11 protein-coding genes and 1 tRNA gene are annotated in these 16,568 nt (G+C 67.4%); 1 reads left to right on the forward strand and 11 read right to left on the reverse strand.

The window, feature by feature from the left end; all coding sequences use genetic code 11:
- Positions 1–285: 285 nt before the first annotated feature.
- From atzF to ACQPW1_RS02870, 8 genes are all read right to left on the reverse strand, one after another.
- Positions 286–1,995 (reverse strand): allophanate hydrolase, encoded by a 1,710-nt coding sequence (gene atzF / locus ACQPW1_RS02835; protein WP_433661228.1) that lies wholly within the window; start codon positions 1,993–1,995, stop codon positions 286–288.
- A complete protein-coding gene (gene uca / locus ACQPW1_RS02840) occupies positions 1,996–5,652 on the reverse strand; it encodes an urea carboxylase (RefSeq protein ID WP_433661229.1) in 3,657 nt (1,218 codons plus the stop codon).
- A 25-nt stretch (positions 5,653–5,677) separates the two neighbouring features.
- On the reverse strand, positions 5,678–6,379 hold the full coding sequence (locus ACQPW1_RS02845; protein ID WP_433661230.1) for a GntR family transcriptional regulator: 702 nt from the start codon (positions 6,377–6,379) through the stop codon (positions 5,678–5,680).
- An 88-nt stretch (positions 6,380–6,467) separates the two neighbouring features.
- Entirely contained in the window at positions 6,468–7,607 is a 1,140-nt protein-coding gene (locus ACQPW1_RS02850) for a Fic family protein (protein ID WP_433661231.1), read from the reverse strand.
- Positions 7,608–7,929: 322 nt separating this feature from the next.
- The gene (locus ACQPW1_RS02855) at positions 7,930–8,433 is read right to left on the reverse strand and encodes a GNAT family N-acetyltransferase (RefSeq protein WP_433661232.1); all 504 of its coding nucleotides are present in this window, start codon (positions 8,431–8,433) and stop codon (positions 7,930–7,932) included.
- 196 nt (positions 8,434–8,629) lie between these two features.
- Positions 8,630–9,361, reverse strand: a complete 732-nt coding sequence (locus tag ACQPW1_RS02860; protein WP_433661233.1) for an SDR family NAD(P)-dependent oxidoreductase — start codon at positions 9,359–9,361, stop codon at positions 8,630–8,632.
- Positions 9,362–9,448: 87 nt separating this feature from the next.
- On the reverse strand, positions 9,449–10,639 hold the full coding sequence (locus ACQPW1_RS02865; RefSeq protein WP_433661234.1) for a DUF418 domain-containing protein: 1,191 nt from the start codon (positions 10,637–10,639) through the stop codon (positions 9,449–9,451).
- Between the two features lie 119 nt (positions 10,640–10,758).
- On the reverse strand, positions 10,759–11,772 hold the full coding sequence (locus ACQPW1_RS02870; RefSeq protein WP_433661235.1) for an acyl-CoA dehydrogenase family protein: 1,014 nt from the start codon (positions 11,770–11,772) through the stop codon (positions 10,759–10,761).
- A gap of 248 nt (positions 11,773–12,020) precedes the next feature.
- Here ACQPW1_RS02870 and ACQPW1_RS02875 point away from each other — a divergent pair, with 248 nt between their 5' ends.
- Positions 12,021–13,070 carry a GAF domain-containing protein gene (locus ACQPW1_RS02875; protein WP_433661236.1) on the forward strand — a complete coding sequence of 350 codons (1,050 nt, stop codon included), beginning with the start codon at positions 12,021–12,023 and terminating at the stop codon, positions 13,068–13,070.
- 412 nt (positions 13,071–13,482) lie between these two features.
- On the opposite strand, the gene ACQPW1_RS02880 is transcribed toward ACQPW1_RS02875, so the two are convergent.
- The 3 genes from ACQPW1_RS02880 to ACQPW1_RS02890 form a co-directional block, all read right to left on the reverse strand.
- Positions 13,483–13,556 (reverse strand) — tRNA-Pro (locus ACQPW1_RS02880).
- A gap of 95 nt (positions 13,557–13,651) precedes the next feature.
- Positions 13,652–15,478, reverse strand: a complete 1,827-nt coding sequence (locus ACQPW1_RS02885; RefSeq protein ID WP_433661237.1) for a hypothetical protein — start codon at positions 15,476–15,478, stop codon at positions 13,652–13,654.
- A gap of 38 nt (positions 15,479–15,516) precedes the next feature.
- On the reverse strand, positions 15,517–16,479 hold the full coding sequence (locus tag ACQPW1_RS02890; protein WP_433661238.1) for a metallophosphoesterase: 963 nt from the start codon (positions 16,477–16,479) through the stop codon (positions 15,517–15,519).
- Positions 16,480–16,568: the final 89 nt, after the last annotated feature.

Raw genomic sequence — 16,568 nt, forward strand, 5'->3', positions numbered from 1 at the left:
CTTGCTTGACGCTGAATGTCTTAGACGTATGTCTACAGCACACTTGCACGGATGTATAGTACAAATGTGTAAGACGCTCGTTCGGCGAGCGGCGTGGGGACAGAGAAGCAGCGCTCGGCACCGCCCGCAAGTGCATCTAACAGCGTGGATTCACGGGAACGACAGCGCCATCGAGGCGGGCAGAACTCACCACGGCTAGCCCCATGTCTAGGGGTATGGCTGTGAGTGGCACACGGCTGCGGCAAACGCGAGGAGGCCGCACGCTGGTGTGCCACTCACGGCGCGCTACTGGGCGAGGTAGGCCTTCCAGCCGCCGAAGGTGGTGATGTCGGTGGCGGTGGTGGCGGCGTCGTAGGTACAGGCGAAGCCGATTACCGAACGGCCGTCGGCTAGTTCGATGCTGGTCAGCGCCATGGGGGCGGGGAGGGCGGCGAGGAAGCTGCCGAGTCCGGCCTCGGAGACGCGGAAGAGCTCGCCGAGGATGCGGGCGCCCAGGCCGTCGCCGTGGCGGACGAGTCCTGGTTTCGGGGGTGTGGTGTCCAGGGCGGTCAGGCGGTAGGCGTCGGTGGTGTGGATATCGCCGGCGAAGCGGGCGCCGATCTGTTCGAGCTGCCAGTGCAGTGGCTGGCCGCGCAGGTGCGCGCCGAAGACGGCCAGCTCGACGCCGCGTTCGACCAGCAAGGGGGTGGTCTCGGCGCCGAGCATGCGGGCGGCGAGATCGACGGCGACCTGGTCGGTGAAGGCGGGCGTCACCAGCATGACGCCGAACGGTGAACCGTCGGCGGTGGGTTCGCCGGGGATCGCGATCGATGTCATGTCGAGCAGGTTGCAGAAGTTGGTGTAGGTACCCAAGCGCCTGTTGATACCCAGCGGATCCGCTTCCACCGCAGCGATACTCGGGTGTTCAGTGGTCGTCGGCAGCAGTAGTGCATCGAAGCCGTTGAGCAGTTCGGTGGCCGACGCACGGGCGCGAGCCAAGGTGTCGAGATCGGCGGCGAACGCGGGACCTGTGGTGGCACCGGCTGATTCGATGATCGCGGCGACCGTGGGGTCGGCACCGGCGGGCGCGGTCGCCAGGAAGGCCCCGACCGCGGCGTAGCGCTCGGCGACGATCGCGCCGTCGTAGAGCAGCAGCGCGGCCTCGAGCAGGCCGGAGATGTCGACCTCTTCGATCTTCGCGCCGGAATCCGCGACGACAGCGGCGGTCCGCGCGAAAGCGTCCCGGTACGGTCCGCTCAGCAAGGCGAGGTCCGCGGCGCGCGGGATCGCGATGCGCGCGGCCAGCGGTGCCGCCAGTCGAACGTCTGCTGGCCATGCGCGACTGCGCGGATCACGCGGTTCGGGTCCCGACATCACCGCGGCGGCCGCCACCGCGTCCGCCAAGTCCGTAGCGAAGACGGTGACCGCGTCGTAGTCCGCGCAGGCGGGCACGACACCGTGCACCGGGATGATGCCCAAAGTTGCCTTGATGCCGACGATTCCGTGCAGCGCGGCAGGCACCCGACCGGAACCCGCTGTGTCGGTGCCGATTCCGATATCGGCGATGCCGAGCGCTACCGCCACCGCTGAACCCGAACTGGAACCACCGGAGATCAGCGCGGGATCGTGCGCGTTCCGTACGGCGCCGTATGGGCTGCGCGTGCCGACCAATCCGGTGGCGAACTGGTCGAGGTTGGTCTTGCCGAGCACGATCGCACCCGCAGCGACCAGTCGCTCGATCGCGGCCGCGGTCACCTTGGCGGTGTAGGCGAATTCGGGGCAGGCCGCGGTCGTCGGCAGCCCGGCGACGTCGATGTTGTCCTTGACCGCCACCAGCACACCGGCCAGCGGGAGCGATGCGCCGTCGGCAAGGCGCTGTTCCACCGCTACCGCGTCGGCGGCGACCTCGCTCTCCGGGCGCAGGGTGATCCACACCTCGGGCCGATCCACCTCGGCGATCCGCCGGTATGCGGCGGTCACCCGCTCGGTGGGTAGGGACTGCTCGCCGGCGGCCATTCAGTCGACTCCGATCACTGCTAGTGGGGTTCCCGGTTCTACCTTGGCACCTGGTGTGGCAAGTATCTTCAAAACCGTGCCTGCGCCCGGGCTGTGCACCGGCAGTTCGAGTTTCATCGCCTCCAGCACGGCGATCGGCGTGCCCGCGGAGAGTCGTTGTCCCGCTTCGACTTCGATCCGCCAGACATTGCCGATCATCGGCGCCGTCACCACCGTCGCGCCAGGGGGCATACCCGCCAGCGGGTCGTCGATTGGCTCAGCCACGGGTGCGGTCGCGGTGGGGCGGTCGAATTCGCCCGCCGCGCGCCAGGCGGCCTTCTCCGCCGCGAACGCCGCCGCCTGCTTCGACTCGAATTCGGCGATGGAATCGGCTTCCTCGCTGAGTAGCCGCAGGTGATCGGCCAGCGCGAAGGTGCCGTCGCTGACCTCCGCATCGAACCGGCCTGCCTTCGCGGCCTCGCGATGGTCGAGCAGTTGGTCGGCGCTCACCGGTTCCCAGACGATGCGGTCGAAGAACCGGAACAGCCAGGGCGTGCCCGGCTCGAACGGCGCGGACTGGCGGTAGCTGGACCAGATCGGCACGGTGCGTCCGATCAGCTGATATCCGCCGGGCGAGGCCATGCCGTAGACGCACAGGTACTTGCCGCCGATGCCGACCGCGTCCGAGGGTGTCCAGGTGCGGGCAGGGTTGTATTTGGTGGTTACCAGGCGATGTCGCGGATCGAGCGGAACCGCCAGCGGCGCACCGAGATACACATCACCGAGGCCTAGCACGAGGTATTCGGCGTCGAACACGGTAGCGCGCACATCATCGACACTGTCGAGTCCGTTTATGCGGCGGATGAATTCGGTGTTCGACGGCAGCCACGGTGCGGTGTCGCGCACGCCGCTGCGGTAGCGGTCGATCGCCTCGGCGATGGACGGATCGTCGAACGAGAGCGGCAACCGGATCGTGCGACTCGGCACCACCAGGTCGGTGGTCGCGGGCAGTGCGAGTTCGAGCTCGTACAGCGTGCCGAGCAGCCGATATTGCGGCAGCACTTCGGGATCGAAGTGGATGTGCAGCGAGCGGACGCCAGGGGTGACGTCGAGGATGCCGGGTAAGCCGGTTGCCGCGAGTGCCTCGGCGAGCGCGTGCACCCGCATGCGTAAGCCCAGATCCAGCACCATGTCGCCGTATTCGACCAGGATGTTGTCGTCGCCGCCGCGTAGGTACGCGACTCGCGGTCGATCGCCTTCACCGTCGATGGAGCCCAGAATGCCGTGATCACGCAGTGCAGCAAGGGGATTCGGAGCGATGTCGTGGGCGCGGGCGGTGTTCGATTCGCACAGCGTGACCGCCTCGTCGTCGGTGACGGGGACGAACCGGAGAGTGTCGCCGGGGCGCAGCTGGCCGAGCTTCCAGCGGTGGGCCGAGACCACGGTCAGCGGGCAGGCGAAGCCGCCGAGGCTCGGGCCGTCGGGACCGAGCAGGATGGGGGTGTCGCCGGAAACGTTCAATGTGCCGACGCTGTACGGGTTGTCGTGCAGGTTGGACGGGTGCAGTCCGGCGTCGCCGCCGTCGGTGCGCGACCAGGTCGGTTTGGGGCCTTCGAGACGGATGCCGGTGCGGTTGGCGTGGCTGCCGACTTGCCAAGGGTGTGTATAGAACTGGGTCATGTCGGCGTCGGTGAAGTAGGCGGGGGAGGTTTGCGGTCCCTCGCCGACGGCGAGTTGCCAGTCGTGGGTGAAGTCGGGGCGTTCCCGCATCGGGACCTCGGCGGGGGTGCCGAGGGTGCTCTCGTCCGTTGGCGCTATGCCTAGAACATCGCCTGCCACAACGGCTTTGCCGGTGACGCCGCCGAAGCAGCCGAGGGTGAAGGTGGCGGCGCTGCCGTGGTAGAGCGGGGCATCGATGCCGCCGCGCACCGCCAGGTAGGTACGCAGGCCGGAGTCGGTCGGTGCGCCGATGTCGAGCATCGCACCGGTGGGCACGGTGATCGGCTGCCACATGTCGACTGGTTGTCCGTCGACGGTGACCGGGGTGGGTGCGCCGGTCACGCACACCACCGCGGTGTCGGAGAAGCGCAGCTGCGGGCCCTGCAACGTGCATTCCAGCGCGGGCACGCCGATCGGATTGCCGACTGCGGTGTTGGCGAGGGTGAACGAGAGATCATCCATCGGACCGGACGGTGGAATGCCGACCTGCCACAGGCCGATTCGGCCCGGGTAGTCCTGCACCGTCGTCATGGTGCCGCCGCGCAGGACATCGATGCGGCGGCCGACGGGACGGATATCGGCAAGCGTGGTCGTGACGTGTTCTGCACTCAGCACGCGTGGGTCGCGTGCCGCCTGGCGCAGTTGGGGAAGGTTGGTCTGCACGCCATAGATCCGAGAGTCCGTGAGTGCGTCCGTGAGGCGGGCGAAGGCGTGATCGCGGCTGTCACCTGCCGCGATCACCTTGGCCAGCAACGGGTCGTAGTACGGACTCACCTCGGTGCCGGTACCTACCCAGGTGTCGACGCGGATGCCGGTCGGCTCGGTCCTGTTCGTTTCGGCACCCGTGTAGGTCTCGACCGGGAAGGCGGCGGCAGTGATCAATCCGGCGCTCGGCCGGTAGTCGTGGCCCGGATCTTCCGCGTAGACGCGGGCTTCCACGGCCCAGCCGGTGATCGGCGGACCGCTCTCCGGCTGTTCGTCCACCATCGAGGTGTCGCCACCGGCCAGGCGCAGCATCCAGGCCACCAGGTCGACGCCGGTCACCGCCTCCGTCACCGGATGTTCCACCTGCAGACGGGTATTCATCTCCAGGAACGAGGCGGTGCCGTGTTCGGCGTCGTAGACGAACTCCACTGTTCCGGCCGAGCGGTAGTCGACTGATCGTGCGAGTTCCCTTGATGCCGAGAGCAATTGGTCCGTCAGCGCAGGACTGAGGCCAGGCGCCGGTGCTTCCTCGAGCACCTTCTGATTGCGCCGTTGCAGCGAACAATCCCTGGTGCCGAGGCTGACCACGCGGCCGTGGCCGTCGCCGAACAACTGCACTTCGACGTGCCTGGCCCGCGCTACGAAGCGTTCCAGGAAGACGCCGGTCGAGGCGAAGTTCGTGGCCGCCAGGCGCTGGACCCGCTGGTAGGCGGCGCGCAGCTCATCCGCGCCGAAGCAGGCCTGCATGCCGATGCCGCCACCGCCGCCGACCGCCTTGAGCATCACCGGGTAGCCGATCCGGTCGGCCTCCGAAGCCGCGTGCTCGGCCGAGCCGAGCAGGCCGCTGCCGGGAATGAGAGGCACGCCTACTGCTCGTGCGGCTTCCCGCGCGGTGTGTTTGTCGCCGAAGACGCGCAGTTGCTCCGGGGTCGGGCCGACGAACCGCAGACCCGACGAGGCCACCGTTGTGGCGAAATCCGCGTTCTCCGACAGGAATCCGTAACCGGGATGGATGGCGCCCGCGCCGGTTGCCAGCGCAGCCTCGATCACCCGGTCCGCGCATAGATAGGACTCGGCGGCTGGCCCGGGCCCCAGACGCATTGCGACATCGGCCATTTCGACATGGGCCGCGCCGGTGTCGGCGTCGGAGTAGACGGCGACCGTCTTCAGGCCCAGCGCCTTGGCGGATCGCATTATCCGGCAGGCGATCTCGCCACGGTTGGCGACCAGCACCGTATCGAATTCCAGCCTCACGTGCTTCTCCCTATTCAGTTGAGCGTTATTCGGCGGCCATCGCGGCGATGGCCCGGGTGACTCGTTCGAGCACCACGTCGAGCGATTCGCCGATGTGCGTGTGCAGCAGCCGGTAGGCGAGGGAAAGGTCTTCGGCCAGCACGGCTTCCAAGATGCCGAGGTGTTCGGCGATGGTGGTCTCGATGCGGTTGTTGACCATGAAGTCGTACATCCGGACGTGCCGGATGCGGGAGTTCACCGCCTTCAGCGCCCGCACCATCTCGGCGTTGCCCGCCGCGGTGAGCAGGGTGACGTGGAATTCCTCGTCGCGCACCACGAATCCCGGCTCCTGCACCGGCGGGTCGGCCCGCAACTCCAGCCAGGCGTCGCGTTCGACCTCGAGCAGTTCCCGATCGTGGCTGACCGCGGGATTGGTCATCGCCCGCTGTATCCCGCCGAGCTCCACCGTGATTCGCAGCTCATACAGGTCGCGAATCAACGGGATACTCGGCCGCACCGGGCTGAACCCGTACTCCTCACGTTGCAGCAGCCCATCGGAACACAGCACCGTCAGCGCTTCCCGAATAGGCGTCCGCGAAATCCCGAACCGCGCCGACAACTTCGGCTCGGTGAGCCGCTCCCCGAACTTGATGTCCCCATTCATCAACTCGCTACGCAGCGCCGCATACACCACGTCCCGCAGCGGCCGCCCCGCCCCATCTTCCAGTGTGGCCACCCGTGTCGACATGCCTGTATACGCTATGGAGCTCGCGTTTCAGCAATGTGACAACAGGTTAGCAAGGCGTAAGGGTCTGCTCACCGCTGCGACGTTCCGGCTACGGCTGCACCAATTCGGCCCTGAGTCCGGGATACGGATCGACGATGTGCCGCGGCACTTCCGCACGGAGCACCGATCGGAGCTCCGTGAGTTGGTCACCGGCCACATAGTGGCGGCCACGGGTCTCGCCACGCGCGGCGAGAAGTCCGAGGTCGGTCAGTGCCTTGAGGTCGCGGGAGGCGGTTCGCTCGTCGATCTGGGCACGCGTGAGATATCCGTGCCGGCGGATACGGAACCCGATCAAGGCGTCGTACAAGATGTCGGCGGCCCGTTCCGGCAATCTGTGGGTGTCGACGAGGTCGTCGAGGTGTAACCAGGCGCGCTCCGTGCGACGCATCCGGCCCTCGACGGTCTGCGCCTGAATATCGTGCGCGCGCAGATTGTACTTCAACCACAACCCGGCGTCGCGCTCCGGTGACCAGGCGCCCGCTCTGGTGACTGCCAGGATGCGGTAGTAGTCATCGGTGTTGACGCCGAGCCATTCCTCGATGCTGCAGAACGTCGGTTCGGCGATCCCGCCGCGAGACACGACCAGGGTCTGCAGGGCGCGCGCCATTCGCCCATTGCCGTCGCGGAAGGGGTGGATCATCACCAGGTTCAGATGCGCCATGGCGCCTGCCACGATCGGGTCGGTGTCGGACTCGAGCGCGCCGGCGAGTTCGGCCATCAATCCAGGAACCAGGGCCGAACCGGGACCTTCGTAGACGGTGTCGCCGCTGGTGTCCTCGCGCACGTAGATCGGTCCGGTCCGATACTGGCCGGGGCTCTTCGTGAGGTCGTGCCCGAGCAGCATGAAATGCAGTGCCCTGATGGTGGATTCGTCGACCGGCGCCGCGCTCTGTGCCACCGTGAGCACATAGCCGAGTGCCTGCCGGTAGCCGCGAATCTCGGCGAAGGTCTGCTCGTCCGCGGTGAGCGCTTCCTCGTAGTCGACGGCGGCGGCCGCGTCATCGGTTTCCACCCGATAGCCCTCGATGCTGTTCGAACCGCGGATGGCCCGGGCCATGAGATTGCGCCGCAGCAGTCCCGGCCAGCTTTTCGGCACCCGCATGGCCGACGCGAGGCTGGCGCGCCGCTGGTAGATGCCGGTCAGCACGGCCTGGTCGGTGGCGTCGAGCTCGGGTGTCGCGTACAGCACGGGTCACCCTCCAATGTCCTGATGTCTCTAATCTTAGGACAAAATCTGTCTTTTGGCTCTAAATTAGAGACATCAGGACATGGCTACCTGCGAAAATGCGGTGCCGCAGTCTTGATGGCCGAGCCGCGACAGCAGCTCGTGCAGGTGCGGCGGTCGCTGCTTTCCACCTACTGCGAGTGGTTATCGGAATTCTCTGCGGCACAGCCCGATAGTCGGGTCGGCAATGCGGAGGGGAGCGAGAGCGACTGTGCCCAAACGGGATTCGGTGGGCGGGAAGGTGCTGCGGGGTTGTCCGCGGCGGGTGTGGGTGTCGAGCGGTGGGTCAGGCGTTGGCCAGTTTGTATTCGAGGACGTCGCGGGGTTCGCCGGCGCCGAAGTAGCGTTCCTCGTAGCCGGTCCAGGCGAAGCCGATGCGGCGGTAGAGGTTGTATGCCGACTGGTTGGTCGGGCGGACGGTGATGAGGACGCTGCGCATGGCTCGTTGCCTGCATAGGTTGATTGCTTCGGCGAGCAGGGTGGACCCGTGGCCGCGACCGCAACTCTGGGCGCGGACGGCGAGGCTGAGCAGCCAGCCGCGGCGGTCGGGGGTGAGCGCGACCAGCACATGGCCGAGGACGATGCCGTCGACCTCAGCGATCAGCCAGTTGGCGCCGTGCAGGTCGTAGAGCTGGCGCAGCACGAAGTACGGATAGGCCTGATCGCCGAAGCGTTCGGCCTCGATCGCCGCGACATCGGCGAGATCGGAAATCCCAGCACTCCGATAGACCGGCGTCGGTGACGTCGTCGCGCTGCCCACTGTGCTCCCTTGCGCGGTAACACGAGTCATAAATCACAGCGTAAGCGTTTGCTCGCTTGGCTGCGGCGAACCCGGTGTGCACGATCCGGATCGAGATCGTTCAGGCGGAGTCTCGCGGTCCCGCAGGGCAACCGCGGAACCGTCCGGTGACCGTTCGGCCTGAACGGGCCGAACTGCCCGCGTTGCCCAGGTTTCACCGGCGGTTTGCCCCGGTCACGGGTCGGTTTCAGGCGGTATCGCCGCCGACTCGAATGTGCTGCGCGGTTACCGCTTCGGCGTCGTCGCTTACCAGGAAGGCCACCACGTCGGTGATCTCGGTTGCCGCCCCGAGCCGTTCGAGTGGGCTCTTCCCCATGACGTAGCTCGCTTCGTGCTCGCTCTTGTCTTCGGCGACCGTCTGCTGGCCGCCCGCGCCGGGGCTGACCGCGTTGACGGCGATGTGCCGCGTCGTGAAATCCGTAGCGAGCGCACGGGTGAACTCCGCGATGGCCCCCGTCGCGGCGTTGTCGACGGCGTTGCCGGACGCCGTAGAACTTCCGACGGTGATGATGCGGCCACCCTCGGACAGGTGCGCGGCGGCGAGTTGTATGCCGTAGAAAACGGATTTGGCCGGTGCGGCGAAACCGAGATCGAACTGTTCCTCGGAGATCTCCTGCAGCGGCGCGGTGATCGCGGCCGCCGTGGTGTGCACCAGCACATCCCAGTGCCCGCACTCTTCCAACAGGGCCTGGATCAGCTCTTCGTATTCGGCCCGATCACCGATATCGGCCGCGAGGGCCAGCGCCGAGCCACCGGCATTGGTGATCTCCTTGACCACGTCGGCGGCCGACTCCGGGGTGTGCGGATGCTGGATCACCACCTGCGCCCCTTGCCCGGCAAGAGTTTTGGCGATGGACCTGCCGATTCCGGTGTCCGCACCGGTGATCAGGGCCGTTTTCCCAGCAAGCGGGCCGGTCACAGTCATAACCTTGCCTCTCCACATTCGCCGCTGGGTGCCCAGCAGAGCCAGTATGCATTCCCGGTCTGCCCAAAATCGACTGGTTCGCTACACCGTTCGGCTTTCCGCGGCGCGCCAGGCGGGGCGGCGGGCGTTGGTGATCCAGCGCAGCAGCCACTCGGCGGGCCCATATCGATACCGGCGCAACCACACTGCGCTGACCGCCAATTGGGCCGCGAAGACGAGCAGCGCCACCGCCAGTGTGGCCAGTGGTGACAGAGTGCCTGCGAGACCGAATCCGATACCGGTGAACAGGAGCAACCCGATGGCGGATTGGCCGAGGTAGTTGGTCAGCGCGATCCGTCCGGCGGGTGCGAGTGCGGTACGGATCCAGCTGGTGCGTGGGCTGTGCATAACTCGCAGCAGGGTCGCGACGTATGCAGCGGCCAGCAACGGTGCGGTGAGGACACTGACCGCGACGGGCAGCGCGGTGCCGGTGCCACCACCGAGGGTGTAGATCACGCTGCCCGCCAAACCCACCGGGAATCCGATCCATTGGATGCGGCGCAGGATCGGTTCGTCGCCGCGCACCCGCGCCAGCAGTTTCCGGCGGCCTGCGACCATGCCGAGCAGGAACATGGCGAGCGCGGTCGGTCCTTGCAGGGTGACCGCTTGCAGCACGAGCAGCGGGAGTCCGGCGAGATGGTCGCCGATGATGTCGCCCCAGCCGCCGAGCATCGTCGCGGTCGCCTGCCTGCCGTTGTCTTGTGCCTCTGCCGTCGAGGGCAACATCGCCGAGGTGTCCAGCAGAAAGGCACTCAGCAGCAAGCTCGCCACGACGAAGGCGTACAGCGCGGCGGCGACCCGCAGTGCCGTGCGGTCGCCGACCCCGCGCATCCAGAACAGGACCAGGCAGGCGAGTGCGTAGGTGGTGAGCACGTCACCGGCGTAGAGGAACACGATGTGCAGCGCACCGAGGGCGAACAGACCCACGATCCGGCGCAGCATCCGTGGTTCGAAGGCCGCGCCGGCCCGTGCCGCCGAGGTCATCTGCAGCGTGAAGCTGTAGCCGAACAGAAACGAGAACAGCAGATAGAACTTCATGTCGACGAACACCGACGACAGCGCGCGAACCAGGTCGTCCAGCGGCGAGGCGAAGGCGGGGTCGGTCACCAGGTTGCCGGGATACCCGGAGGACATGAAGGTGATGTTGACGATGAAGATCCCCAACAGCGCGAAGCCGCGCAGTGCGTCTACGTCGTAGATGCGGGAGCGAGCCTCGACCAGTTGTTCGGTCATGGGTGTCTTTCGGGCCGAGAGTAAGTATCTGGCAGATAGTATATGACAGATACTAACTGGAGGCGCAACAAGGAATCGGTCCTGTGGACTCCTTCAGGCGGGGTAGTTCTCCTGCCGACTCACCCCGCGTCGGGTGTGAGTCGGCTCAACAACGCGGTTTTGATCGGATCGCGGGTGGTGCAGACGAGCGCGAACGTGGCCTGCCGCATCAGGCGTTCGGGCGTCGCCTGGATCACGACGGCCCGGCTGCCCGCCGCGACGACCGCGGCAGCGGCGGCGGCGACGGCCGCGTGCGCGATGTCGGCCCGGAGCGTGTACGTGGCGTCGGCGTTACCCAGCGCCGGGGCGAATCGTGCTCGCAGGGACGCGTATTGAGCCTCGTAGGCGGTCACATCCACGCCGTGTTCCTTGAGCTCGCGAATACAACCCGCGAGCACGCCGAGCGGCAACGCACCATTGATCCAGTCCGCCACTCCTTCTCGGCTCGACCGGAACTCGCCGACCGGCGTAGTGGCGATGACGCGACTGTCGTCGACGACGGTCTGCTCGAACGCGAGACGGACGGTGGCACTCGCGTTCGCCGCGATCAGTGGAATAGGTGTCGGCGTCAGGCCGTCGACCTCATCCAACGGAATCAACAGTGTGACAACCGATTCGCCAGCTGCCTCACGCACCCGCACCGAGGTGGCCAAGCCGCTGATGTGACCCCACCCGGTGACGAACGGTGCGGTCCCGTCCAGAACGAACCCCTTGTCGGTTCGTTCGGCGAACAGCGTCGGCGTCGTGCGTGCGCCCGCGTAGGACACCCCGCAGCGGTACGCACCGCTCGTCATCGCAGGCAGGTACCGGTCGCGCAGCGCCGCATTGTCAGTGAACGCGACCGCGCGAACCGCGCCGAGGTGCTGCGCCCAAACGAATCCGGTCGCCAGGCAGCCGCTCAGGACGGTGGACACGGTGTCGATCAGAATGTCGGGCGTCATGCCCTCGGACAGCAGGAACCCGTAGAACCCCCGACGGCCGAGTTCGTCGAAGTGCTCGGGCGGGATGGTGCCGGTGCGATCCACCTCGGCCGCTTGCCGATCCAGAACTTCTTCGACGAGCAGTTCCGCTTCGCGTGTCCAGACTTTCGGCATGCCCCTGCACCCTCCATTAGCTGGCTTACGTCCAACCGCGGCCGTATGCGCGCTCCGTCGGCCCGTCCCGATGCTATCGGAGCGTTGGCCGGACCGCAGATGGTGGAAACGTCCGGAATTGCGCGCGCACAGTGAATTCGACCACCGCCGCTCGAATCGAATCGCCGGTCGGCGGCGGGGAACATTCGCGTCCGAGGATAGCGATTCACAATTGTTTGCCCAGTTGGCGCGAACTACCGGATTGTGTCATGCAGGATCGAGGAGTGCCGAACCGCGACGAGCTGCTGATCGAAACGCTGGGTCCGGAACCGCGCGTGGTCGCGGAGAACGGCCGGGTACGCGATTTCCGGAAGATCTCCAGCGTGCTGCGCCCGGTCGAGGGGCGGACCGTGACGAGTCTGGTCGCCGAGGTGGTGCGGACGGGCGCGCCGGTGCAGCGATCCGCGCAGGTGCCCGATCCACAGGGCGGCGGGGGATCGGTGGAACGCCGGTATGCGGGATACCCGGTGGCCGGACCGGACAACATCGTCGCGGGTGTCCAGCTGGTGTACGGCACCGATGTCGGCCCGTCGACCACGCGGGCCAGCGCTTTCCAGTGGGAACTCGACCTGGCGGGCGGTCCGCCTCGACTGCACCTGACACCCGCGGCCATCGAGCTGCTGGAAGTACCGGAGGACCACCTGGACCGCAGCGTCTTCGGCCCGCTGGACTTCTTCGGCCGGGTGGCGCGGATGCCGGATGTGGTGCACATGTGGCAGGCGATCGTCGATGCCGCGCCGGGCTACGCCGAGTCCGGCACCGTGAGCATCCTGACCGGGACCGGCAGGCCCGCGATGATGCTGTACGCCCAGCGTTATGTGCCGACCGATGTCGGTCCCCGGCTGCGGGCGATCTGCCAGGACGTCACGGCCACGGTCGATCAGCGGCAGCTGCGCGTCGACATGCTGGACCTGACCATTGCCAGGGTCGCGTTCGAGGCGAACGAGGTCTTCGGCGTGGTGCTGGAGACGCGGTACCCCTCGACGATGCCGTTGAAGTGGCTGACCGCGTGGGCGCCCGGCATGGGGCACGGCCTGGCGACCGGTCAGACCCCGGGCATGCATCCCGACGACATCCTGCGTATTCCGGAGCTCGTGCAGCGCGCGCAAAGCGAGCGAATAGTGCGTGACAGTGTACGAATTCGGAAGTTCGGCGGCGGCTGGTTGATCGCCAACTTTGTCGCACAGGTCATCGATCCCGAGGTTTCTCCGACACTTGCGCTGGCGTTGGTTACCACGGCAGACAAACTCGATGAATAGATTCTGTGCGAGCTGCCAAGCGCTGGATCGTTCGCGCGAAATCGATTAACGTCGCAAACACCGGTACCACTCGTGAGGTCTGGCCCGATCGGCCAATTTCCAGGTTTCCGGTGCCCCGCGTACCTCGATTCGAGGTTGTGTGGTCCGTCCCCGGGGGACGCCGCCTGCGCTCTGTGGTGATCAAGGCTCGGTGACGAGCTGACACTGACGAGGCTGAGGCGTGCGCAAATGACCTTCTTCCGCATCCGCAGATCTGGCTGCGTTGCTACCGCCTCATGCCCGTTGTTCGGTTCTCGAATCACGTCGGTCGGAGGGGTGTCGATGTGGTCGGGTGCCGATGTGCAGGACTCCGGAAACGGGTCTGCCCCCTGCCGATGAGGGCAGGGGGCAGACCGTTCGTCTCAACCACGAGTCGGGGTGACAGGATTTGAACCTGCGACCTCTTCGTCCCGAACGAAGCGCGCTACCAAGCTGCGCCACACCCCGTGAATCGAACCTGGACTACCTTACAACAAGGACGGCGTAGACGTTAAACCCCCAGCTCAACGGGGGTATCACGAACCGATTCCGGGGTGGGTGGATCACCCGTCGTGCGGGCGGATGCTGGTGAAGATGCGCTTGGCGGTATCCGCGTCGAGGGCGTTCGGGACGCCGGTGTCGGCGGCGATCACCATGACGAAGCTGCCGTTCTCGGTGGGGAACGCGGCGGTGAAGACGGAGTACGCGGTGGCGCAGCCCGGCTTGGCCTGGGTGACGGTGCCCTTGGTCTCCACGAACATGCCGTGCTGCGAACCGTCCAGCGATGCCAGCGGGGCCGGCGGGGCCGGGCGGGGGTCGGCGGAGGCGGTGTAGGCGAGCTTGGCGGTTCTGATGCCGAGATCGGTTGCGGCGGTGCCGGAATCGGCGTCCTTCGAGCCGGTGAGGAACGACGCGGTGCGAGTCGATCCCGGGCAGTAGCCCTTGCCGTCGCTGGCGTAGCCCTTGCCCGCGACCGCGTTCGGCGGTTCACCGAACCCGCCGATGGCGGTCTCCGGTGCGATCGTCCAGCCCGCGGGCACGTCGTAGGCCGCGCCGCGGTCGGGCGCGACGACCACCTGGTAGCCGGGGATGAGGGACGGCTCGTTGCGGCCCGAGTTGCTCGGGGTCGGTTGCGCCGAGCTGGTCTTCGACGGGGTCGGTTGCGCGCCTTCGCTGGTGGTGAGCGCGCTCACCATGGAAGGCGAGTTGCGTTGGGAGTCCGCGTTGTTGGAGCCGCGCTTGGCGAGCGTCACCGCGGTTACCGCGCCTGCCGCGACCAGCAGCACCACCAGTCCGATCAGCAGTATCGCCTTGCCGCGCCCGCTGGGCGGTGGCCCGCTCGTGCCGTGGCCGGGTGGCAGCTGCTGCGGTGGGCCGCCGAACCCGCTCTGTGGCGCGTAGGCACCTACCGGCTGTCCGTACTGCGGCGCGGCATAGGTAGGCGCCGAGGACTGCCATTGCGGCGCGGGATCGGGCTGGCCTAGTCGAGTGGCGTTGGGATACCCGAGCATGGTCGGGGCCGCTTCGCCCGGCGCGTTCTGGCTCGGCTCGGGGGTGCCGAGGCTCGGCTGCCAGAGGCCGGCCGGTTCACCGGAACCGCGAGACTGCGGCTGTGCCAACAGGGTTGGGTCGGCCTGCCCTGGCGTGGCGGGCGCGGGCCACTGCCCGGCCGGTGCCTGACCGCCGGATACGGGCTGTGCCATGAGAGTTGGGTCGGCTCGGCCCGAACCGGCTGCGGGGGCCTGCCATTGCTGAGCCGGACCGCCGGATACCGGCTGTGCCATGAGGGTTGGGTCGGCTCGGCCGGAATCCGCTGCGGGAGCCTGCCATTGCTGCGGCTGACTGCTGCCGCCCGGCTGCCATTGGGCGTTGGGTGTGGAACCGCCACTGCTGGGCTGCCACTGGGCGTTAGATGCGGGTGTCGAACCGCCGGGCTGCCACTGTGCGTTCGGTGCCGGGGTTGAACCGCCGCCACTCGGCTGCCACTGCGAGCTGGTTGCGGGTGTCGAACCGCCCGGCTGCCACTGCGCGGTCGGGGCGGACTGCCCTTGCCCGCCGGGACTCGGCTGCCATTGGTAGCTGGGCGCCTGCTCAGGTTGCTGCTGCGAGATGGGGTCGGCGGTGGCCGACCCGCCCGCGGCCGCTCCTGGCTGCCACTGGACGGTCGGATCGGGCTGCCCAGGCCCGGGTGCCCGCAGCGGCCACTGCACCTGCTCGTGGAAACCCGAATCTCGTTTCCACGGTCGCGCGGGTGCGGGCTGCTCGGCGGTTTCGTCGTCCGACCCGGCCGGGTCGAATTGGTCTGCGCCGTATGACTGTTGGTATGGGTGCGCCGCACCGGGCTGGCCCAGAACGGTCGGGTCGTCGCGCCGGTCGTCGAATCCACTCACAGTTGTCCCCTGCCTGACACACGTCTCGGCACGCGACCTTAGCGGGCGACGGCCTCCGATGTGGACACGCCCTGGCCTGTGTCGGCCGACGGCCGCTTCGGCGGCGCGGCGACCAGCGTCAACAGGGTGGCCTCCGGGCGGCAGCAGAAGCGGTACGGCGCCCACGGCGAGGTGCCGACGCCCGCGGAGACGTGCAGCTGGGTGTGCTCGCCCCACTTGGACGCGCCCTTCACCCGGGACCGGTCGATGCCGCAGTTGGTGACGAGCGCGCCGTACCCGGGCAGGCACAGCTGACCGCCGTGCGTGTGCCCGGCCATGACCAGGTCGTAGCCGTCCTCGGCGAAGCGATCGAGCACCCGCGGCTCGGGGGAGTGGGTGAGGCCGATGCGCAAGGTGGCCAACGGGTTCGGTGCGCCCGCGATGGTGTCGTAGCGGTCGCGGTGCAGGTGCGGGTCGTCGACGCCCGCGGTGGCGATCCGGATGCCGGCGACCTCGAGGTCGCGGCGGATGTGCGTCAGGTCGAGCCAGCCGCGCTCGGTGAAGGCCGCGCGCAGGTCCTTCCACGGCAGCGGGGCGCCGTAGACCCGGCGGTGGTCCTTCTTGAAGTACTTCATCGGGTTCTTCGCGACCGGCGCGAAGTAGTCGTTGCTCCCGAAAACGAAAAGCCCCGGGCGGGAAAGCAATCCGCCGAGGGCCTGGACTACCGCGGGTACCGACTTCTGATGCGAGAGGTTGTCACCGGTGTTGATGACCAGATCCGGCTCCAGCCGATCCAGTTCGCGCAGCCACTGCTGCTTGCGCTGCTGGCCGGGCGTCATGTGCAGATCGCTGATGTGTAGCACCCGCAGCGACGACGACCCCGGCGCAAGGACCGGCATGGTGGCCTCCCGCAGAACGAAGGCGTTGCGTTCGACCAACGAGGCGTAGCCGATTCCGGCCACGGCCGCCCCGGCGGCTCCCAACGCGGTCGTGCGGACAGCAGAGGTCGAGATTACGGGCATTTGCCCAGCATAGGTGACCCCGTTGCGGAACGCCGAGTGTGTTTACGCACAAGTGCTTGCGCGGAGGCAGAGGACCACCCCGGAAAACA

It is taken from the genome of Nocardia sp. CA-128927 (assembly GCF_050955855.1).
Lineage (GTDB): Bacteria > Actinomycetota > Actinomycetes > Mycobacteriales > Mycobacteriaceae > Nocardia.